The sequence below is a fragment of the Novosphingobium aquae genome (assembly GCF_037572715.1).
GTDB classification, from domain to species: Bacteria; Pseudomonadota; Alphaproteobacteria; order Sphingomonadales; family Sphingomonadaceae; genus Novosphingobium; species Novosphingobium aquae.
In genome coordinates, this window is record NZ_JBBHJY010000009.1 from 90,284 (window position 1) to 110,255 (window position 19,972).

Genomic DNA, 19,972 nt, shown 5'->3' on the forward strand with positions numbered 1-19,972 from the left:
TGTGCTTGTTTCACGCCGCGCCTATTTTACGATGCAGACATGCTTTTAACTGACCAAAATGGCTGGGAAACGACAGGCGAGACGGTGGAGGTGGCGAGTGGATCGCGCCGTGCCCCGCGCTCCGCCATCGTCATTGGCGCCGGGGTGGTCGGCTTGGCAACGGCCTATGCGCTGGCGCGGCGGGGCGTGGCCGTGACGGTGATCGAAAGCCGCGATGCACCGGGCTGCGAGGCCTCCTTCGCCAATGGCGCGCAGCTCAGCTATGCCTATACCGATGCGCTCGCCAGCCCCGCGTTGCTGCGGCATATGCCCGGGATCGTCCTCGGCATGGATCCCGCGACACAGCTGCGGCCTTCGCTGGACCCGAATTATCTCGTCTGGCTGCTGCGCTTCCTGCGGAACTCCACGCGCGGCCGGTTCATGCACAACACGCTGGCCGGCCTGAAACTCGGGCTGGAATCGCGGCTGGCCATGCAGTCGCTCCAGCAGCGCCACCACCTGGACTTCGGCCATCAGGTCACCGGCAAGCTGCACATCCATGCCTCGGCGGAAAGCCTGGCGTCAGCCCGCACGATCGTCGCCGCCAAGCGCGTCCATGGTGCCGAGCAGCACGTGCTCGATCGCGCCGAGGCGGTCCGGCTGGAACCGGCGCTTGCCGACCATGGCCCCTTCGCAGGCGCGATCCATACCCCCGGCGACGAAGCAGGCGATCCGCACCGTTTCTGCATTGCCATGGCAGCCCTGTTGCAAGCCCGATACGGCGTCGTGATAAGGCTGGGCACGACAGTGCAGGACATTGCCGAGGATGACGCTGAGGCCCGGGCGACCACGACCACCGGCGAGCAGCTGGTCGCCGGAGAAGTCATCATCTGCGCCGGCATCGGATCGGGCAAACTGGCGCGCCGCTTGGGACTGCGATCCCTGCTGATGCCGATGAAGGGCTATTCCTTCACCGCCATGCCCGGCACGGCGAACCTGCGGGTCAGCGTCACCGATGTGGCCCGCAAGATCGTGCTCTGCCCGCTGGACGGCATGGTGCGCGTTGCCGGACTGGCCGAGATTGGCGAGCGATCCACGGCCACCGATCCCAAGGCTCTGGAAAGGTTGCGCATCGCGGCGCGGGCGAGCTTGCCCAGTGCCGCGAATTATGACCAGATCGCTCCAGGCTGGGCAGGGATCAGGCCGATGACGGCCAGTTCCCTTCCCCGTATCGGGCCGGTCAGCCCGCGCATCGCGGTCAACATCGGCCACGGGATGCTCGGCTGGACCTATGCCATGGGTTCGGGCGAGCGGCTGGCGCAGTCAGTTCTGGAAAGGGTAGCATGATGCAGGGGCTCTGGAAGACCATTCGCGGCGGGATGCTGGCGATCAGCGCGGCGGCCATGCTGGCCTCGCCGCTGGCCGCGCAGAAGAAGCAACTGCTTGAATACCCGAGCATTCATTCGCCCGTCGTGGGTGAACGCGGCATGATCGTCTCGCAGAACGCAATTGCCAGCAAGGTCGGGGCGGACATCATCCGTCGAGGCGGAAATGCGGTCGATGCCGCAGTCGCCATGGGCTTTGCGCTTGCCGTCACCCTGCCACGCGCCGGCAATATCGGCGGCGATGGCTTCATGCTGGTCCACGATGGCAAAAGCGGACAGGACCTGTTCCTCGATTTCCGCTCGGTCGCGCCCAAGGCAGCGACTTTGCCGATGTTCCTCGACAACAAGGGCAGGGAATCGGACGGCGCCAGCCGGGGCTATCTCGCTCCGTCGGTGCCGGGAACGGTAGCCGGCCTGTTCGCGGCGCACAAAAAGTTCGGCAACCTGCCATGGGCCAAAGTGGTGGGCCCGGCACTCGCGCTGGCCCGCGATGGTGTGGCCCTTACACCCGACGAGGCCTTCGTGTTCAGCTGGGGCAAGGACCGCCTGTCCACCAGCAAGGCCGCCCGCGCCGCCTATTACAAGCCCGATGGCTCGCTGTATCGCGCAGGTGAGGTGATGAAGCAGCCAGATCTCGCCTGGACGCTCACCCAGATTTCCCAGCGCGGCGCGGACGGGTTCTACAAGGGCCCGGTCGCGGCAAGATTTGCCGCCGACATGAAGGCCAATGGCGGCATCATCACAATGCAGGACCTCGCCGATTATCGCGCGGTGGAACGCAGGCCCCTGCGCGGCACCTATCGCGGTTTCGAAATCGTCACCGCCCCGCCTGCCAGCGCTGGCGGTGCGACCTTGCTGAACATGCTCAACATTCTTGAGAACTTTGACATCAAGGCCAGCGGCGCAGGATCAGCGAAATCGCTGCACCTGATGGCCGAGGCGATGAAGCTGGGTTACGCTGATCGCTACAAGGTTCTGGGCGATACCGATTTCGTCAAGGCGCCGGTCGCCGGGTTCGTGTCCAAGGCTTACGCACTCGACCGATCCAGGCTGATCGATCCTGAAAATGCCAAGCCGGCCGAGGTACTGGGCGCGGGTGATCCCTGGAAGTTCGAAAGCCCGTCGACCACGCACTTCTCGGTTGCTGATGCCAATGGCATGGTCGTTTCCACGACCTACACCCTTGGTGCGGATTTCGGTTCGGGTGTGATGATTGCCGGCACCGGCGTGCTGCTCAACAACCAGATGAACAACTTCAGCCACGCGCAGGCCGCCAAGGCGATTGCCGAGGGCAAGGCGCCGCCGCCCAATGCCATGGCACCCGGCAAACGCATGCTGTCCACCATGATGCCGACGATCGTCATGAAGGAAGGCAAGCCCTGGCTGGTCACCGGATCGCCGGGGGGCAGCACGATCATCGACACGGTACTGCAGGTGATCGTCAACGTCGTCGACTACAAGCTCAACGTCGAGGAAGCCACGCACCAGCCGCGCATCTTTCAGGACGCGAGCGACAAGCTGCGAGTCGAGCCGAATTTCAATCCCGACACGGTCCGACTGCTCGGCGCGATGGGGCATCCGATCACTTCTGACGAAACGATGGGTAGTGCCCAGTCGATCATGATCGACGGCGGTCTCTACCTCGGTGCCGCCGATCCACGCCGTCCGGGCGCTCAGGCCATCGCCCCCTGAGCAGCTATATGCCGGCGCAGGTCAGCGGCCGTTCAAGAAGCTTCGGGCCGGGGGCTGAAATCCCCGGCCCGAATTTTCCTCAGAACCCGAAGCCGAACCGCAGGCCGATGGTGCGCACCGAGTCGAAGTTCCACCGCTGGATATAGGTGGTCACACCGATCAGGCCGTCGCCCGGTTCGGTTTCGATCGAGATCGGCCGCATTTCATTGAAGCAGTTCTTGCAGAACACCGCGGCGTTCCAGTTCGCTCCCTTGAAGCCGAAACTGGCACCGATCGTATCCCAGCCCGGGATGGTCGAGCCGGGGGCATAATCGACCAGCAGCTTTGAGCGGTGATAGTAGCTTAGGTCCGCCGTGAGCTTCAGGGAGTCCGAAATCGGACGCTCGTAGCTGGCGCCGATCACCGAGGTGAACTTTGCCGCCAGAGGGATCTGCAGGCCCGACGCATCAAAGGTTCCGGTTGCCGTGCAGCTGGCGCTGACCTGGCCCGGATAGCACTGACGGCCCGGATAGCTGTTGTACTTGGCATCGATGATCGAAGCCGATGCGGACAGCGTCAGCCCGTCGGCCACGCGCGCCGAGGCGCTGATGTCGATGCCCTTGGTTGTCGACTTGCCCGCATTGCCCAGCACGACGGTGCGCAGCGCGGAATCGAAGGCCTGGACCTGCAGGTTCTCGAAGCGGGTGTAGAAGCCGGCGATGCTCAGGTTGACGCGGTTGTCGAGCAACGACTGCTTGATGCCGATTTCGCCGCCCTTGGAGATTTCGGGACGGACTGCGAGGCTGACGTTCGGGGCAGGCGCGGCGTTCGAGAAGCCGGGGCCCTTGTAACCATGGCCGTAGAATCCATAGATCAGTGTCTCGGCCGACGGCTGGTAATCGAACCCGACCTTCCAGCTGAAGTTGTCAGCCGTGGTCGTGCCGCTGTAGCGGTTGTTCTTCACACCGAGGGTGACGAAGTAATTGCGGGTGTTCTCGGTAAGGTCGAGGCTGGCCTTGTCGTGCGTGTAGCGGCCGCCAGCGATCAGCTTCAGCTGGTCGCTTACCTGGTAGGTGAACTGGCCAAAGGCGGCGAGGCTTTCGTTGCTGATCTTGCCCGCACAGTCCTGACCAAGGAAGCTCACATTGCTGACCGGGCAGGCGGCCGGCGGCGCGCCGAGCGTGGTGGCGCCGACGCAGAAGGGGAAGTTGGGCAGGAGGAACGAAGGAAAGCCGTTATTACCGCCGCGCCCGCCGGCAAAGACATCGGACGAGTGATAATAGAACAGCCCGACCTGACCGCTCAGCGCGTTTGACGAAGGCAGGGCCAGGCGCAATTCGTTCGAAAACTGGTTGAACTTGTTCGTGCCACCGTTGCTGTCAAAGTAGTTGGCCGGTGTATGATCGGAATCGAACGTCTGCGAGATCGAGAAGGTTTTCCACGCCGTAATGTTGCTGATTTCCCAGCCATTGGCGAGTGCCCAAGTCAGCTTGCCCTGAACGCCCCCGGTCTTAAGATCACGATAGAACGGCGCATTGACTGCAGCGTCGAGGTTGCGCGGCCCCGGTGTCACGCCGGCGCCGGTGAGCAGGGCCCCGTATTGGCTGCCCGTGCCGAGCGCGCGGTAAGTGTAGCTGTAGGATCCGGTCGTGCCGGTCTTCTTGGAATAGTCGCCGATCAGGTACAATTGCACGTCGGGGGTGATTTCGGTGAGCAACTTGGCCCGGACCGCAATCTGCTCGTTATCGCTTTCTGTGCGACCGGGGCCAGTCTTGACGTAACGGGTCACACTGTCCTGATGGCTGTAGAGGCCGTTGACGCGCAGCGCGGTGTTTTCGCCGATGGCAAGGTTGGCCGTCGCGCGGAGCTGCGCGCCCAGGCCATCCTTTCCGGAGCGGTAGCGACTGGTCAGTTCGCTATCGAATGACACGGTGTTCTCGCCCAGCTTGGGCCGGGTGCTGGTGATGTTGATGACGCCGGCAGAGGCGTTCTTGCCGAACAGCAGGCCTTGCGGGCCGTTTAGCACTTCGACGCGCTCGATGTCGTAGAAGCCGTTGGCGGCAAAGTTGCGGCTGCCCAGGACGACGTCGTCAACCATCTGGGTGACACTTGATTCCACCGTGTTGGCAAAGCTGGCCGTGCCCACGCCGCGGATGGAGAATGAATTGTCCTGCCCCGCCTGCAGGCTGGGGGCGAGCTTGGTGACAGATGCCAGGTCGTTGATGCCGTTCTTCTGGAGCGCATCGGCGCTGACCACGGTTACGCTGACCGGAACCTTCATCACGTTCTCGCTGCGGCGCTGTGCGGTAACGATGATTTCGCCGTTATCGGCGTCGTCCGCTTCTGGAGCGGCAGCCTGGGCATAGGCCGGGGCAGACGTAAGCAGCATGATGGCCGCGATGGATGCCGACTGGATCAGCCGGGTTTTTCTGCTGGTGTTCATTGTTTTCTTCTCCCTCTTGAGTTCTGCGGTAAAGCTGATGCCCCGCCAGCCGCAGATCCGGCGCCGTGCCGCGGTGTTCCGCGGGGTTCAGGGCAGGATGATCGTCGCGTGGCGTTCGTTGCGAACGATGGCGGGCTGGAATTCGGGCGGAAAATAGGGGTGGCGATAGCGGATCGCGCTACCCACAAGGTGCACACCGCGGGTGAGGCCACCTTCCTTCGGCACGACGACCGTGAAGTGATCGCCAACGTAGAGCCGCGTCTGCGTCGCCTCGTTCAGCTCGGCGAGCGTGTATTCCCGCTCACCAAGACGAAACAGGTTGTTCTCCGCCGGGTAGAGGACGCCATCGACCGTGATGTCGACACCCTCGATCAGGCTCAGGCGCGAGGAGCGATAGTTGGCCTGACGGAGGCGCACCTCAAAGCCGGTACGAGCGCCTTGCGGGCCGACATTTCGGAATCCGGTGCTCTGGATATGGCTGCGTTCAAGCATGGGCCGTCTCCAATTTGGCGGCGTCGTATTGGTCTTCGAGCTGGCGGATCAGCGCGTGCTGGCGGCGCACCTGCTCGATCGCGACCCACGGATCGCGCGCGCCTTCATATTCGCTGGAAAGATAGCCCGAGTAACCGAGGTCCTTCAGCTTGGGCACGATGCGGTCCCAGGGGATCTGGTGGTCGTGCAGGTTCTCGTCGATGCGATGGAACTTGGCCTGGATGAAGGGTACATACTTGATCACGTCGTCGAGGTGTTCGACCGGCACCTTGGTGCCGTAGACCATTTCGGGAGCCCCCTTCTTGATCGCCTCGAAATCCCCCCCGCCCCATGCGTCAAGCGGGCGGTCCTGGAAGATGCCGGTGTCGATCATCAGCCCGAAGTGCTTCGTGCCGGTGCGCTCGATGAAGTCGATGTAAGCGTTGGTCACCGGATGGCGGATCGGCGTCGGCGCGTGGATCTCGGGCAGGATCATCAGGTCGAGCTGATTGGCCAGATCGAGGCAGCGCTCCACCGCCCCTTCCCAGATTGGATCGGGGGTGAGTTCGCGGTCGATCACTCCGAACTTGGGACGAATGAACTTGAAGCCAAGCCGGTGGGCGAGCCGCAGGTCCTGCGCGATCTGCGCGGCGCCTTCTTCGGCGCTCATGTTCCGGTCGATCTGGATGCGGGTATCGACCCAGCAGGCGAAATTGGTCGGCTCAAGCTTGTGGCGCTCGATCAGGCTGAACCAGGTATCGATCCAGGCAGCAGGCGGCTCCGGATAAAGCGGCACGCTGGTCTCGCCGAGGATTTCAATGCCGGTCGACCCGGTATCGGCAACGTGATCGAACGCATCTTCCAGCGTCATCACCGTCCCGAAATCGTCGGTGTAGCTATACAGCGACACACCGTAGCGAAAGCCTGTCACGATCCTCTCCCATACACGAACGGATACACCGAATCTTATTGAACGGTGATTATTCGCCCGCCTATTAAATGTCGTTTAATAAGATTGCAAGCGGAGACTGGTGACGCAACGATGCCTTGCGCAACGGCCAAAAGCTGGCAAAGCGTGGCACCATGACCCGCATGAAACGGCAGCAGAAAGAGCTTCGGGGGCAGCCCTCGCATCGTGAGGATCTGCGCGGCGAACTGCTGGCGGCGGCTGTCGCCCTGGTTGAGCGCGAAGGCCATGAAGGCCTGTCCATGCGCAAGCTGGCTGACGAGGTCGGGGTCTCGCCCGGTGCGCCCTATCACCACTTTGCCGACAGGCGCGCATTGCTGGCAGCTGTGGCGCTGGAAGGTTATCAGGCGATGCTGAACCTGACCGAGGTGAATGAAGGCGGCGACAAAGACCCTCGCGACAGCCTGTTCAACGTCTCTGTCTCGTTCATTCGCTTCGCTGAAAAGAACCCGCACATGTTCACCCTGATGTACGAGAGCGAGCTTGTACGGCCGAAGCTTTCCCCCGAACTGGCCGCAGCGCAGGAAGAAGGCTTCCAGCTCCTGCGGGCACTGGTGGCAAAAGTTACCAGCCACCTTTCCGACGATGAGCGCGCTGTAAGGGTGGCAACGATCTGGAGCGCAATCTTCGGCTTTGCTCTACAATCGAACCGGGCCATGATCCGCGCCTATCCGCTTGAGCCCGCACCCGATCAACTGGCCCCCGAAATCGTGAGGCAGGCCCTGCGGCTGCTCGATTGACGCTCTCTGCACCTGACAATGCGCCAATGACGCGGCAGCCGAAGGGCGTTTGCGGACGGGACCGAATGGCAGGGGATATTCGCCCTGTCAGCGCAACGAGCCCAGACCCCGCCCATCCAAGACCCGGTCAGGCGACCGATCATGCTTCGGGCTGAGCCTCCCAGAGCGACCAGCCGGACGGACTTTCAATCAGTCCTTTTTTCAAGCTATTGCAAAACCTGGTTGGCCATCCAACCGGGTCTGGGGCCATCCAAAGCTGAAAGTGCCATAATACGCACAAATTCGCCTTCCCCAGCGGAAGCGCCTTCCAGCTTATCTCTCTGATTTTCTTTGTGAAAGTGGTTGTGCCGCTTACAGGATTCGAACCGGTGACCCCATCATTAGCTGAGCTGGCTCCGTCCTTGGGCAATCAACGCCCCAAACGCATCATCTAGCACCCCGTATTTGACGTTGATCGCTTCGAATGGGTCTGATCCGTCATCACCCTCGAGGCTCTGCCTCAATTCGTTCAGTAGCGTTGCAGATTCCGGTGGCAATATCAGTTCCGCAACAGCGACGGTTTGCTCGATTCGCTGCCTTGCCGACCTGTACTCATCATTGAAGGCAACCTTGGCTTCATCAGAGTAGCTACGAAGGCCCTCCATATCATCAGCCCATCGCCCCAAAATTAATTGCATTGCGCCTAGAGCCGTGAGGACATCGGCATAAGCCGTTAGCCGCCTTTCCGACATTTTCTCTTTTTTGAATCGCGCAAAGGCCCAGTGTCCTGCCGCCCCAGCCAACTAACGATTATAGATTATTTACAGATAGTTAGATCGGTTTTTGGAGAGACTGTGGGCCCCAAATGTCGGCCCCATCTGTTGCATCGGTCTAGGCCCTCAGGCCGGCAGCAATTGAGTAAGTCAGCCACCTAGCTAATCGCGTTTTGCTTTCCCTACGCGTTTGTCAGGCGTGAACCATCCACCGTCGGTCTCGTAGATTTCACCTTCATCACCAATCCTGCCGACTTGCTTGTCAGGCGTGAACCAACCGCCGTCGGTCTCGTAAATTTCACCATTCTTGCCGACCTTGCCCACCTGCTTGTCGGGCGTGAACCATCCGCCGTCGGTTTCGTAGATTTCGCCGTTCTTGCCGATCTTTCCTACCTGCTTGTCGACCGAGAACCAGCTGCCATCATTTTCGTAGATGTTGCCATCCTTGTCGACCCGGCCAATCTGCTTGTCGGGATCGAGCCAGCCGCCACCGCCCTGATAGATATTCTGCCCGCGCCTTCCGACCATCGGCATGCGCCGCATCGGACTGGGCCCGGAATCGACGTCAAGCACCTGCCCGACAATCCAAAGCCCGACGGCGATGACGATCAGACCGATAACGATATAGACGGTAATGATTGCCAGCATGGCGAGCATCATCGCGGACAGCGTATATCCGAACATGCGCAGCGATCCGGCGACGAAACGGTCACCGCGCCGGCTGGCAAACACCGCCCAGCGGCCGCCGGCCCAAACAACCGGGTACATGACCCAGCGCATGATGCGGCTGTTCGAGCCGTCGAAAAAATCGTGCAGGCGGAAGTACCACTTATCGACCCAGCCAACGATGGACAGCGCCTTTGCGGAACTTGCCAGGGCGATAGGCCAGCTGACAAGCAGCGGAATGCCCAGGCCAGTGGCAATCAGCATCAGGCCGCCCCCCCTCGTAAATCCACCAAGGATAGCCGCCAGCAGGGCACAGATGGTCAGGCTGGCCAGAAGCGTGTGGCGCGCCCATAGCTGCTTCACTTTTTCGGCGAAATCCCCGGTCAGGATTGGCGGCGGTTCATCTGTCGCAGAAGGATCCGTCCCGGCAACCCTGGCCCAACTGCCATTGACGTTTCTCGGGTCGACCAGCGCGGCACCGTCGCTTGCGCAAAATGCCAGGGTCAGCGGATAGACTTGCATGCAGGCCGGGCAAACCTTGGCCACTCGGGGATCGATGGCTCCGCAGCTGGGACATGAAATCGCCCCGCTGGCTTGCACCGCGCCGCAATCGAGGCATAGGCATCCCGCTTCGTCAGACATGACCATCCCCTCCATTCAGGTTTGCGCAACCACGCGGATCAGACACAGCGGATCAATTCGCTGATCTCCATGCGATCGGTTTGCCAGACAAAACGCAGCGGCATGAGGTTGTCCTGCCGGATCAGCGCATAGCCGATAAGGATAGGACCACCGGCCACTTGGCCATCCCGATTGAGCATCACTTCGAGTTTCAGGGCTGGATAGCCCTTGTAATTGAGCAATCCCGCATAGACGTATTCGCCGTATGTCGATCCGTCCGTCTTGACGATCCGGGCAGCCACTTCGCCCGGCATCCGGCTAGCGTTTGGAAAGACGGGGAAGCCAATCGACATGGGGTCGATCACCACCAGATTTCTCGCCCGGACCGGATCGCGCGAAAGCTCCTTCTGGAATTTCTTCGCGATGACGGCATTGAAGTTTTCGCGCGTGAAGCGGGTGCCATCCTCGTTATCGACCCAGTTGTAATCATAAGCGGTGCCGTCAATGCCGATCAGTGCCGTCGACAAGCCCTTGCTGTGCCTGGATGAAACCATGAAGCGATCCTTCACCGGCCGGCTCGACAAGGTGACCACGTCGGTCAGCAACTTGCCATCCGCCTTTTTAGCCATGAAGCTGTAAGTGCAGGCAGGCCAGGTGCCATAGTTGCGGAAACCGGCGAACCCCTTGCGGGCAGCCTTGTGTTCGTTGAATGACCGCAGGTTTTCCTTGTCCAGCGTGGTGCGCACGCGGGATTTAGCCCCACCGGCCAAGAGGTTCTGCATCGCCCCCGACAGTGCTTTTGCGAGCGGGTTCTTGCCATCATCCGCAGCCCTTGTCGGCGTCGCAGCAAAGGTCGTAATCGCCGCAAGCACAGCCACAAGGTGCCGGCAACGGTGCCAATGGCGGCCGGCGTTCCCACATGAAATCATTGCACCAATCCTCCCCTTGCGCGGCATTCACCAAGCGGCAAGCGCACTTCGGCAGCGGAAGGCAGCAAGCAGTTTATTGAAGCGGCACCGGACGAGGTGCCTGAATTCGGCGTCGCCCGGGAAGCAGACTGCAAAGAGGCGGCATTCCTTTCCGCGCTTCGCTGTTGCAAGGCCGGGCGGCGATCCTGCACCGGCTGGCTCGGCTGCTCGTTGGCAGCTTGAACAAGGCCGGCATCCTCAGGGTAGGCCGCCGACTCAGTTGATGCTGCGGGCGTTTGCGCCGCCAGATCTTTTACCTCGTTGATGCCGTATCGCTCTTTCAAAGCATTGAGGATAGGCCTCGCGTCTTCCAGTCCGATCAGGCTGCCGCTCAGCGTAAACCCGCTCGCGGGCGTATAGGCCAGCTCGACATCGGGCTGGCCAAAATTCTGAGCGATCATGCCGTTGATCTCATCCAGCGAATCCGCCGCCGGGTGTCGCACTGCCACCGTATCGTTGACTGCGCCAATCCCAGGGTAGGCATTCACCAAAGCGAGCAGCTGCTCGCGCTGATCCTGATTGTCGACCGTACCCGACAGAACGATGGTGCCATCCGGCCCGAGCGTGGACAGAACGCGGCCAAAACCCCTTGAGGTAATTTCGCCCTGCAAACTGCTCACTACGATCGCTGGATCTGTGCGGTTTGCATACCAATAGGCGCTTCCTCCACCGGCAAGAACGAGTGCGGCAATTGCTGCAAGTATTGGCCCCTTGCGCTTTGGTCTGCTCCCGCCGTTGTCGGCCTCCCAATCGTCGCCGGACGTCTCCTGAACGGGCGGTTCGCTTACAGAAGGCGGTTCGACGGTCGGGGCATAGGGGCGCTGGCTGCTTTGCCTTGCCTTCTGGACAGGCGGCGGCGCGTACGCCACCGGCGCAGTCACTACCGGAACCAGCGGTGCCTGCTCAGGCTCAGGCTCAGGCTCAGGCTCAGGCTCAGGCTCAGGTGCGGCCATTATCCCGGATGATACCTGCTGCATGCTCTTGCCGCATCCGGCGCAGAACCGCACTGTCGGCCCATTAGCCAGACCACAGTCCGGGCACGGCACGCCGTCCAATTCGCTCTCAGCCAGGATGGGCTGCGAAGGGTCCTCAGACCGGTCCTCAGCGTCGGGAAGCTCACTCTGGTCGAGGCGAGGAGGTTCGGCGAGCGCTTCGAAATCGAGAATTTCGGCAGCGAACTGCGCGGAAAAGCGAGCAGTTTCCTCGTCGATTTCACCAAGGTGCGCGCCGCAATTGCCGCAGAATTGGGCGTCCTCAGTCCTAGGCTCGCCGCACTTGCCGCAGAAATTCATTCGCAATTGCCCCTGGATAGGCGGTGCTTCATTCCCGCGCCCTTCATTGTGGACCGCGCGTGTTCATCTCGATCTCGACTTGGCAGAGCGCCAGCTGCGCCTCAAGCCGCAGTTGAAAAGTGCGCGCGAGCGCCCGGGAATAGCCGATATAGCCGCCGATTGCGGCACCGATCAGACCGCCAATCGGCCCCACCCGGCCTGCCGAGCCAGCAGCAAATCCGACCGCCGCCCCGATCAGGCCACCGATGATGGCCGAATTGAAGGCAATCCGATCCGCCGCCCGGTAGAGCGCATCGGCATAGGATTGGATCACCACCGGGTCATAAGCAACCCGTCCCGTCGTCCGCTGAGCCACGGACGGATTTTGAGCGGGAGCGGGCGTCCACGCAGGTTCCGAAGGCCTTCCCGCGCGCGGATCTGGCGCGAAGGCATCGTCATCCGGATCCGGCGCTGCGGGTGGGGGCGCTGGAGGAGGAGGTGGTGGTGGTGGCGCCTTTGCTCCGCAGCTCGTGCAAAAACGGGCGTTCGCCGGCATGGGCGCCGCACAAGAATTACACGATTCCGCAGTCATATTCCCCCCCAGGCTTGACCGACAATCCAGCACCAGGCGGCCCCCGGCCGCAAGTGCTGTCACGCCGTCAACTTGGCGCAACCCGGCTTGTCGCACAAGCTCTGCGATAACCGGCAAGGACGAATTTAGCCCCGACAATGCCAATCAGTGTCTTGGTTTGGGTCTTTTGATTGAGACTCGAAGTCATTCCTGTTCGACGATTGACGCCAAGCCAGTGATCGGCAACCATTTCAGAATGGCTGTCCCGATTGATGCAGTGCTGATCCAGAACCTTATCCGGCAGCGCTGGGATTCCGTCGACGAACTGGTTTTGGATGGGAACAGCGCTGCGAAAGCGCAATCCAGAAAACCGGATCGCCACGTGACCGCGCCACAATTTATCGCTGGCTTCAGCAGGGGCTGCCAAACCGCCGGAGCGAGATATTCGGACTTGCGGCGACGCTGGATGTTGATCCTCTCGTCCTGGTGAACCTTGATGACGGAAATTTCCTCAACGGTTGCCCATGATCGGGTCCGCTCTCCTCGCCGATGCCGAGGAAGCCCTTGCTTTTCAGCAAAGCGCCAAGGCCGACCGTGACGCAAAGGATAAGATCGAGGTTCTTAACGGCAGCGGCATTTATGGCATCAGGCGGCTTTGCGACTTTGCAGTCCGGCGTGACGGATCGTTGAGGCTGGGGGGGATGCTGGCGGCCTACGTAGTTGCATTCGTCATCCTTCTGGCCGCCGGACTTTCCGGAGACAGGAAATAAATCATGGCCCTGTGCGCTCCACTCGGTCTTTTCGCCCTGGCCAAGTTCGCCGACGAAAGCCTGAATTCGGCGGTGGCCAAGGCACTGGCAAAGGCTGCAGACATCAAAGCAGACCTTGAGCAACGGCGGCTTCGGGAAGTGGGCTTGGCAAGAGCAATCGAGTCGGACCGGCTGGACGCAGTCCAGCGCGAATTCACCGCGCGGCTTGCCATGCTTGCGACCGAAATCCTGCGGGCGGATTCCGCCCTTGATGACCGTGCGAAGAAGGCTGCGATGGTGATGGACCGATGGAAATCCCATCTGGAGGGCGAAATGAACAAGGCACTTACCGCCAATGGCAATCCAGCCCCTCCGCGCCTGCTAATTCTGGGACGCATTGCCGCGCAACTTTAGAAGCTCACTTCAATGTCAAATCGATTTGAAACTTTGTCGGGAATTGCAAATTCAAGTCAGGGCGGAAAGTGCAAGGTCTGGTGTGTCCCCCATGGCTACTACATCGACCAATGCATTTCTTATGACACCCGGCAGGTGAACTACACCGAGACCAAGGTGTCGATGAAGCGCCCCAAGGGCGTGGTCAGCCATGTCGATCTGTTCGCTGCCTTTCACCGCAAGTATCTCGACACTCTGCTCGGTCGCCGCGCCGAAAATAAGCAGAAAGCCGAAGCGGAAAGGAACGCGATCCTTGATGCAAATGCTCGCGGCGAGGCGGACCTGCTCACAGCAGTTTTTGTCATCGGTGGCTTCCTGGCCCTTATGTTCTTCTTCCTTCTGATCGCGATCGAACGGCACCAGCGCAAACTGGCCAGCGACTGAATTGGATCGGGCATGCCGGACAAATCTTCCGGCTTGCCTCGGTTGTGGGTTTGCCGTGGGAACGATTATCGAGATCCACTACCACCAAGGGCAACGCTACATCCCGCCGCACAGATCAGAGCGACGCTTGAGTGGGTCTGGCATGGGTCAGGCCCATTTCCCTATCCAAAGTGACCCAAGCAGGACCCAAATCGGTTCCTTGCTCAAAGGCACTTCTAAAGCAAGTTTCGGGATTCCCTTGTGAAAGGGATGGTGCCGCTTACAGGATTCGAACCTGTGACCCCATCATTACGAAAACGAAGGTAAAATCTGGAATTATCTATTTAAATCAAATATATAATAGAAGAAAGGGTCGCCACCTCTGCCGTAACCCAAGCCCTGCCCAAACTCAGCAAAGCTCCAAATTCCGCGTTTTCCTAGCCAAAGCACTTTGGCCCAATGGAATCCTGAATCGCGGCCCGGTCTATACCCGGTTTGCGTCTAGCGCGAGGGTCTGTGCGTAGCTCTCCGAACCTGCGCGCCGGGCGTCCGCTGCTACAGGTCGAGGACATCCGCGCTGCCACCGGCGGCGAGAACGCGCTGCTGGAAGCCCGCGACGAAGGATATTTTACCGTCGATGTGCCGAACTTCTGGGAGAGGCCCGAGATGGCGGGAATGCTGCGCGATGTGCGGGACAAGCCTGAAAAATATGCGTGGATTGGGACTGGTCATAACATACACCAAGATACGGGCGTGGCCGAATATGGAAGATATGACGAAATAGAGACCATTCTTGCAGACCTTCGACGCACACATTGAGTAGCAGTTAAAAATACTGCTGTTCTCAAGGGCGAAATACAGGACCTTCTGGATTGGATGCTTTGCGCTCAAATTCCTGAACCGTAGACTTAGAAGCCTGTTTGATCTCAACCATTTCTCCTCCTCTCCATGCCAGAATTGATGTTACATCACGGATTGTCATTTCAACCCAGTAGATATTCATACTTGGATTTACGGGAGTCGGAGAATTACCGAGAATCATACGATCAGGAGATCCATCACCCTTACTTTGTTTATAAAATTTTGCGGTGACAATGACGCCACAGTCCTTCGTGGATACAATGTCACTGTCGCCCTTAAAGAATCCCATTAGGGTTTGCGTGTCTCTAGTTTGTGCTTCACCATATCTAATGGCGCAGTACGAGGCTACAGGCTTCTGCCTTGCTAGTAATTTCTGAGAAAATTCGCCCCTTTCATATACCAAGTTGTGTGATCTAAACTGCAATTTTTGGGTGTAACTTTGGCCAGGGCTAAAGTACCAACGCTCAAGAGGAAGAGGAGATTTTCGGTCCAAGTAAACCCATGCGACTACGAGCGCCGTTGTGTCTTCAAAAATATAGGATGGTGCCCCAAAGCGCTTTTCCATCTCGGGAAGCAGAAGGTTAAGCTTGCGGGGCGCATCCGTCGAACTATTTTCCGATCTATTGATAAAATTTTGCGCTCTCTCTAGGCCAAATATCTGGCCAGCAGGAGAAAAATGTGCGGCCAAAATATCGGATTGCCCTGGATGGAACTGGTTCGCCGGGCGATCAGTAGAAGAAATACAATCGAAGCAGAAAATGAGACTGCCAAGATAAGGCTTCGACAGCTTTCTGGCTGCCTCCATCATCTCCCGGTCGTTATCCTTACCCGTCGACTCAAATTTGTGGGACTCAGCATTTTGTCGGCCTGCGATACTCACCGAACGACCATTTGCAGCGCATATACCTTTCATGGCCTCACCCTCGGTCATGCCAAGCGCGACGCCACGAAAATTCAAGAAGCTGTCTGTGCTGCGATTGGAGGACCAATCACGCCGGCAAGGCTCCGTCAGTAAGACTTTCGTCAAATCTGTAATCGTTTGCGATTTTGGATTTTGCGCACGCCAGAGCTTGTATGCTTCAGTTAGGATCGAATCGCGACCTAAGGCAAGGGCAATGGATGACCGTCGCGCCTCAATTTCAGCCAGAACTTCAGCGAATTGTTTGACGAGTCGCTGCTTATCAGCAGCAGAATTTCCAGGAGCAAATTCAGGTGCTTGCTCCATCCTTTTCAGAGCTGCCTGATACCCCCCCGCCCGTTCGAGCGCGAACGACAACTCTTTGTCGTTGTCGGTTAAAAAATACGCCAACTGCTCCACACGCTGCGGATGGGAATCTGCATTTTCAATTTTCTCCGCCAGTTGCGCTTTCGCCGCTGGCAACAAACGATCATATTCGGTACGAACTTCGGGCGACATGCCCTCAAGCAGATTGGCGATTGCACCGTTTCTTGGGTCCGAAATGTCTGCATGACGCGAAGAACCAGCCTGAGCGGACTTCGGTGCGGCAGCATCCCCGTCTTTCATCCCAAGCCAACCCTTGACCTTGTCGCAGCCGCTAAGTCCGATGCAAAGCACGACTGATCCGGCAAGCGTGAGTGCCTTTTTGTTCATCATACCCCCGTTTGAATGAGACTAGCCTGGCTTACGGTTACTCGCATTGAAAATTGGTGCCGCCAACCGACCGTTAGTAAGAGTATATTTTTGCCATGCCACCGTGCCAACCGGCGTCAAAGAAAATCCGCCTGAAATTTTCCGACCGCAGATAATCGATGTTGGTGTATTGCACCTGACCCCGATCGGTGAGTTCTGATCCAACGGTTTGCCATCGGGTCCTTGCAGCGAAACAAAGTTCGTGCTTTCGCCCTTGATCCCTCCATACTGTGCATTCAGAGCATCGAGCAGTTTTTCGGGCTTTGGCATAGTCTCCGGCGCGCCCCCGTACCTAACGGAATGGGTCACGGAAACCGCTTGCAGCTTGTCTTTGGGGCCAGCGAGCAGAACCTCGACCCCTTCGGCGCTGGTATCGTGCGTACGTTCAGCCTCAAGCAGCCACATATCGATATTGACCGACTTGCTGTTATCGGTGGGGAAGTAGAAATTCCCGTTCGCATAAACCGATGTAACCTTGTAACATTTCAGCAGATCGCGGATTTCTGAGGCTGGCATCCCGATATGGATGCCAGCAAGGTCATTAGGACCACCTGGTGCCGGGAGGCCTTGTCCTTCACAATCGTTGTGATCGATAGCCCAGTCTGGAACATCAACGTCCGCTGCTCTGGGTGGGCCTGGCCGTGATGTGGTACCCACATCGGAATTTGGTTGAGCTTGACTTTCGGTATCTATTACCATCTCAGCATTTGACTGCTCATTGCCACACGCAGAAAGCATCAGATAACCGCCTAAAACTGTACTGGACGCCAGCCACGTAAACTTCTTCATGAGTTTGCAACCCACCCCCCGCAAAAAAATCTTGGCATGGCCAATATGGCCAATATGGGCAAGCTGGTCTAGAGCGTTTTCCGTTAATTCGGGTTCATAGCCGCACGATCTGAAGTAGTTGGCGCATTCTTCAGGTTGGAAGATGTCGACGAGCCTGCCGATGAGATCCCATAGGCCGGTGACGGTTCGTTCGCCCCCTTTGCGGAGCATGGCCTTGAGCCGGGAGAAGGCCTTCTCGATTGGGTTGAAGTCCGGGCTGTAGGGCGGGAGGAAGCGCAGGGTTGCGCCGGCCGCTTCGATGCTCTCCTACACCGCGACCCGCTTGTGGCTCGAGAGGTTGTCCATGATGACGACGTCGCCGGGGCGCAGCTCAGGCACCAGGACCTGCGCGACATAGGCTTCGAACCAGTCGCCGTTGATCGGTCCGTCCAGCACCATCGGCGCAACCATGCCGGTCATTCGCAGGCCAGCGACCAGCGTGGTCGTCTTGCGGTGGCCGTGCGGGAAGCCCATCCGCAAACGCAAAGGCCGGATTAGCTCGGTCCACCAGCGGACGGATGCAATCGGTGCCGAGTACACAGCGGCAGTGCTGGTGGCTTTCAGTCGGTAGGACAACGTGCAACCAGAATAATGGTCATAAGCGGGGCTAAATTTCAGAGCCTTGTTGGAAGGCAGATAGGGCATCGCCGTCAGAGCGCGGGCCGGCTGGCGCAAGGGATCAAGGTCAGGCAACATGGTTTACGCGCCCAGCGGGCCCCCAGCGGGCAGAGAGGGCGGGTTTGGTGGCAGAACCTACCCCCTCGCCGCCCCCCCCTCAATGCTGCGTCACCGGCTGGAGAAAGGCGTCGGTTTCGAGCTTGAGGGCATCCGCCCAAAGCGGCGACTTGGTGAACAGCCGTTCACGGCCAGACCGATGTTCGATCAACAGCCCAGCCCAGGCCAACGGGCGCAGCACATGGACATATATCAGGGAGCGGATTTGGTGGTCCATCTCGGGCATACCCGTCACCAGTGAGGCAAAACCACTATCAGTTATGCCGGTCTGCGCTTCGATGTTGAGGAGGTTGAGGAACACACTCCAGTTGCCCTGCAGGCGATCACCAAAGCGGGTGTACGGGGTTTGATCTAGATCGCACAGGTAGTAGTTTGCCAGCACTGCCCACAACGTCGCGGGCTGTTGGCGCAGAGCCTGTCCAGCCTTCGTGAGGCAGAGCTTGCCCTTGTAATGCCGCACCAGCCGCGCACCCAGCCAAACATCATGCAGGATGGCCAACGGCATGAAGTCCGCCTCGTTCAGCACCTTGTTCAGGCCGTAGAGGTAATCGGTGCCGTAGTGCGACCAATCGAAAGCCTCAGCCGCCCAGTCCACAAAATACCGCTTCAGAGCCTTGGATGGCGTCAGGCCGATCGGGCCATTGGTCACGATGTAGTCGAATGTCTTGAGCGTTGCCGTCAGCAGCGGCGACAGGCGCAGCGCAGGTGCTTCGTCGTGGAGCGGCTGGAACGGGATCATGGCCCGAGCTTATCGTTTTAGAGGCGTGGAAGGAAACAGCGCGTTTGCAACTGCGCTGGCCAAACTTACCTAAGCCACTTCCCCGGAGAAAGCTTGCAGCGCATTCTCAGGCAATCAGATCCGCCTTGGCGCGACATGCAATCACGCAATCTATGTTGAAGTAGCACGAGGCTGCTCAGCTAATCGCCCAATTTACGGCGCAAGTTGACAAATGGAGAATCATTTGATATAAGCAATCTCAGAAGTATTTAGAAGTTAGGTCGCCAGCCATGTGCTCGCGGCCTTTTTTGTTGTCTTTGCGCGACGGAGGTCACGATGCTTGTAAACGCAAACTACGATCTAATGAAATCTATAGATGACCGATACCAGCGGGCCTCACGCCTAAATTCTCGTGATCACTACAGTATCTTCTACGGACCACTACGTCCAAGCAAGTTGCTCATGATCAATGCAAATCCCGGCGGTACTCCCGATAATTACAGCACTGTGGACGTAATGAATGGCGCGCACGAGTATATAGAAGGTAGAGCAAGCGGTCCCACAACCGCTAATGGCGCCAAAATCCTGCATCACATCATAGGATCGGAAGATCCGGAGACCATCAGGGGGATTCAGGTGCTCAATCGCTTTTTTCGTCGCTCACCCATGCGACCATCCGCAAGTCGGGAGGCGCAATACATGGAAGAGGCAAGGCCCTTCCTCGAAGAACTGATTACGTACATTCAACCAGAAGTCATGCTTTTCGGCGGTGATGCTGGCGTCGACCTATTCGCAAAGGCGCACGGCGGGTCTGCGGAAGGAGATTCTCCGGTCATGGGACCGAACGGGCCTTATGAAGCAGTGTATTTCCGGCAGTATGAACTACACTTGCCTTACTATCGCTCGATTCCTGCTTATTCGATTTACCATCCCAGTAAGTTGAACAGCGTGTTCCGCGAGCGAGTATTTCCCCTTCTGCGAACTCATCTCGGATCACACGCGCCCTGACAGACACTTTCGCATTGATCAAAGGTTGCTCAATATCATGGGAAAGCGGGAATGTGTGCTTCGCGATATTTCCAGGGCAAACCGCCTTAGCCGTACTGTCA

At 59.0% G+C, this 19,972-nt stretch carries 19 protein-coding genes and 1 pseudogene; 8 read left to right on the top strand and 12 right to left on the bottom strand.

All coding sequences use genetic code 11. The annotated features are described in order from the left end of the window. The first annotated feature begins 39 nt into the window (after positions 1–39). Positions 40–1,326: an FAD-dependent oxidoreductase gene (locus WG900_RS16390; RefSeq protein WP_339968805.1), complete on the top strand. Its 1,287-nt coding sequence runs from the start codon at positions 40–42 to the stop codon at positions 1,324–1,326. Next, complete coding sequence (ggt, locus tag WG900_RS16395; protein WP_339968807.1) at positions 1,323–3,056, top strand: gamma-glutamyltransferase; 1,734 nt, start codon at positions 1,323–1,325, stop codon at positions 3,054–3,056. Before WG900_RS16390 ends, ggt begins: the two co-directional genes overlap by 4 nt. A gap of 79 nt (positions 3,057–3,135) precedes the next feature. Here the strand turns inward: ggt and WG900_RS16400 are convergent, their stop codons facing one another. From WG900_RS16400 to WG900_RS16410, 3 genes are all read right to left on the bottom strand, one after another. Continuing rightward, positions 3,136–5,478 carry a TonB-dependent receptor gene (locus WG900_RS16400; protein WP_339968809.1) on the bottom strand — a complete coding sequence of 781 codons (2,343 nt, stop codon included), beginning with the start codon at positions 5,476–5,478 and terminating at the stop codon, positions 3,136–3,138. Positions 5,479–5,565: 87 nt separating this feature from the next. Then, positions 5,566–5,970, bottom strand: coding sequence for a C-glycoside deglycosidase beta subunit domain-containing protein (locus WG900_RS16405; RefSeq protein ID WP_339968810.1), 405 nt, complete (start codon positions 5,968–5,970; stop codon positions 5,566–5,568). Further along, a complete protein-coding gene (locus tag WG900_RS16410; protein ID WP_339968812.1) occupies positions 5,963–6,880 on the bottom strand; it encodes a sugar phosphate isomerase/epimerase family protein in 918 nt (305 codons plus the stop codon). The genes WG900_RS16405 and WG900_RS16410 overlap by 8 nt, the downstream gene beginning before the upstream one ends. A 152-nt stretch (positions 6,881–7,032) precedes the next feature. Here WG900_RS16410 and WG900_RS16415 point away from each other — a divergent pair, with 152 nt between their 5' ends. Next, on the top strand, positions 7,033–7,656 hold the full coding sequence (locus WG900_RS16415) for a TetR/AcrR family transcriptional regulator (RefSeq protein ID WP_339968814.1): 624 nt from the start codon (positions 7,033–7,035) through the stop codon (positions 7,654–7,656). Positions 7,657–8,036: 380 nt separating this feature from the next. Here WG900_RS16415 and WG900_RS16420 read toward each other — a convergent pair whose 3' ends face one another. The 6 genes from WG900_RS16420 to WG900_RS16445 all read right to left on the bottom strand — a co-directional run bounded on the left by WG900_RS16420 (position 8,037) and on the right by WG900_RS16445 (position 12,887). Continuing rightward, positions 8,037–8,387 (bottom strand): hypothetical protein, encoded by a 351-nt coding sequence (locus WG900_RS16420; protein ID WP_339968816.1) that lies wholly within the window; start codon positions 8,385–8,387, stop codon positions 8,037–8,039. A 183-nt stretch (positions 8,388–8,570) separates the two neighbouring features. Then, complete coding sequence (locus tag WG900_RS16425; RefSeq protein ID WP_339968818.1) at positions 8,571–9,620, bottom strand: hypothetical protein; 1,050 nt, start codon at positions 9,618–9,620, stop codon at positions 8,571–8,573. A 134-nt stretch (positions 9,621–9,754) separates the two neighbouring features. Continuing rightward, positions 9,755–10,477 (bottom strand): hypothetical protein, encoded by a 723-nt coding sequence (locus tag WG900_RS16430; protein WP_339968820.1) that lies wholly within the window; start codon positions 10,475–10,477, stop codon positions 9,755–9,757. Between the two features lie 143 nt (positions 10,478–10,620). Further along, positions 10,621–11,955, bottom strand: coding sequence for a zinc-ribbon domain-containing protein (locus WG900_RS16435; protein WP_339968822.1), 1,335 nt, complete (start codon positions 11,953–11,955; stop codon positions 10,621–10,623). Positions 11,956–11,998: 43 nt separating this feature from the next. Then, complete coding sequence (locus WG900_RS16440) at positions 11,999–12,310, bottom strand: hypothetical protein (RefSeq protein WP_339968824.1); 312 nt, start codon at positions 12,308–12,310, stop codon at positions 11,999–12,001. A gap of 283 nt (positions 12,311–12,593) precedes the next feature. After that, complete coding sequence (locus WG900_RS16445; RefSeq protein ID WP_339968826.1) at positions 12,594–12,887, bottom strand: hypothetical protein; 294 nt, start codon at positions 12,885–12,887, stop codon at positions 12,594–12,596. A gap of 142 nt (positions 12,888–13,029) precedes the next feature. Between WG900_RS16445 and WG900_RS16450 the strand changes: the two genes are divergently transcribed. The 4 genes from WG900_RS16450 to WG900_RS16465 all read left to right on the top strand — a co-directional run bounded on the left by WG900_RS16450 (position 13,030) and on the right by WG900_RS16465 (position 14,889). After that, entirely contained in the window at positions 13,030–13,275 is a 246-nt protein-coding gene (locus tag WG900_RS16450) for a hypothetical protein (RefSeq protein ID WP_339968828.1), read from the top strand. Positions 13,276–13,278: 3 nt separating this feature from the next. Beyond that, positions 13,279–13,668 carry a hypothetical protein gene (locus WG900_RS16455; protein ID WP_339968830.1) on the top strand — a complete coding sequence of 130 codons (390 nt, stop codon included), beginning with the start codon at positions 13,279–13,281 and terminating at the stop codon, positions 13,666–13,668. A gap of 135 nt (positions 13,669–13,803) precedes the next feature. Next, complete coding sequence (locus WG900_RS16460) at positions 13,804–14,091, top strand: hypothetical protein (RefSeq protein ID WP_339968832.1); 288 nt, start codon at positions 13,804–13,806, stop codon at positions 14,089–14,091. Between the two features lie 495 nt (positions 14,092–14,586). Continuing rightward, positions 14,587–14,889, top strand: coding sequence for a hypothetical protein (locus WG900_RS16465; RefSeq protein ID WP_339968834.1), 303 nt, complete (start codon positions 14,587–14,589; stop codon positions 14,887–14,889). 25 nt (positions 14,890–14,914) lie between these two features. On the opposite strand, the gene WG900_RS16470 is transcribed toward WG900_RS16465, so the two are convergent. The 3 genes and pseudogenes from WG900_RS16470 to WG900_RS16480 form a co-directional block, all read right to left on the bottom strand. Further along, positions 14,915–16,543 carry a hypothetical protein gene (locus WG900_RS16470; RefSeq protein ID WP_339968836.1) on the bottom strand — a complete coding sequence of 543 codons (1,629 nt, stop codon included), beginning with the start codon at positions 16,541–16,543 and terminating at the stop codon, positions 14,915–14,917. A gap of 915 nt (positions 16,544–17,458) precedes the next feature. Then, positions 17,459–17,902: pseudogene (locus WG900_RS16475) on the bottom strand (transposase); the annotation flags it as partial. Between the two features lie 283 nt (positions 17,903–18,185). Next, positions 18,186–18,884 (bottom strand): hypothetical protein, encoded by a 699-nt coding sequence (locus tag WG900_RS16480; protein WP_339968838.1) that lies wholly within the window; start codon positions 18,882–18,884, stop codon positions 18,186–18,188. Between the two features lie 441 nt (positions 18,885–19,325). Here WG900_RS16480 and WG900_RS16485 point away from each other — a divergent pair, with 441 nt between their 5' ends. Continuing rightward, positions 19,326–19,871, top strand: a complete 546-nt coding sequence (locus tag WG900_RS16485; RefSeq protein WP_339968840.1) for a hypothetical protein — start codon at positions 19,326–19,328, stop codon at positions 19,869–19,871. The last annotated feature ends 101 nt before the right edge of the window (positions 19,872–19,972 follow it).

What these genes read in the sequence shown, in the direction of transcription:
- WG900_RS16470 (WP_339968836.1), bottom strand. Translation starts at nt 16,543, where the DNA reads ATGAACAAAAAGGCACTCACGCTTGCCGGATCAGTCGTGCTTTGCATC.
- WG900_RS16405 (WP_339968810.1), bottom strand. Translation starts at nt 5,970, where the DNA reads ATGCTTGAACGCAGCCATATCCAGAGCACCGGATTCCGAAATGTCGGC.
- WG900_RS16415 (WP_339968814.1), top strand. Translation starts at nt 7,033, where the DNA reads ATGACCCGCATGAAACGGCAGCAGAAAGAGCTTCGGGGGCAGCCCTCG.
- ggt (WP_339968807.1), top strand. Translation starts at nt 1,323, where the DNA reads ATGATGCAGGGGCTCTGGAAGACCATTCGCGGCGGGATGCTGGCGATC.
- WG900_RS16420 (WP_339968816.1), bottom strand. Translation starts at nt 8,387, where the DNA reads ATGTCGGAAAGGCGGCTAACGGCTTATGCCGATGTCCTCACGGCTCTA.
- WG900_RS16450 (WP_339968828.1), top strand. Translation starts at nt 13,030, where the DNA reads ATGATCGGGTCCGCTCTCCTCGCCGATGCCGAGGAAGCCCTTGCTTTT.
- WG900_RS16390 (WP_339968805.1), top strand. Translation starts at nt 40, where the DNA reads ATGCTTTTAACTGACCAAAATGGCTGGGAAACGACAGGCGAGACGGTG.
- WG900_RS16485 (WP_339968840.1), top strand. Translation starts at nt 19,326, where the DNA reads ATGATCAATGCAAATCCCGGCGGTACTCCCGATAATTACAGCACTGTG.
- WG900_RS16400 (WP_339968809.1), bottom strand. Translation starts at nt 5,478, where the DNA reads ATGAACACCAGCAGAAAAACCCGGCTGATCCAGTCGGCATCCATCGCG.
- WG900_RS16430 (WP_339968820.1), bottom strand. Translation starts at nt 10,477, where the DNA reads ATGCAGAACCTCTTGGCCGGTGGGGCTAAATCCCGCGTGCGCACCACG.
- WG900_RS16455 (WP_339968830.1), top strand. Translation starts at nt 13,279, where the DNA reads ATGGCCCTGTGCGCTCCACTCGGTCTTTTCGCCCTGGCCAAGTTCGCC.
- WG900_RS16480 (WP_339968838.1), bottom strand. Translation starts at nt 18,884, where the DNA reads ATGATCCCGTTCCAGCCGCTCCACGACGAAGCACCTGCGCTGCGCCTG.
- WG900_RS16435 (WP_339968822.1), bottom strand. Translation starts at nt 11,955, where the DNA reads ATGAATTTCTGCGGCAAGTGCGGCGAGCCTAGGACTGAGGACGCCCAA.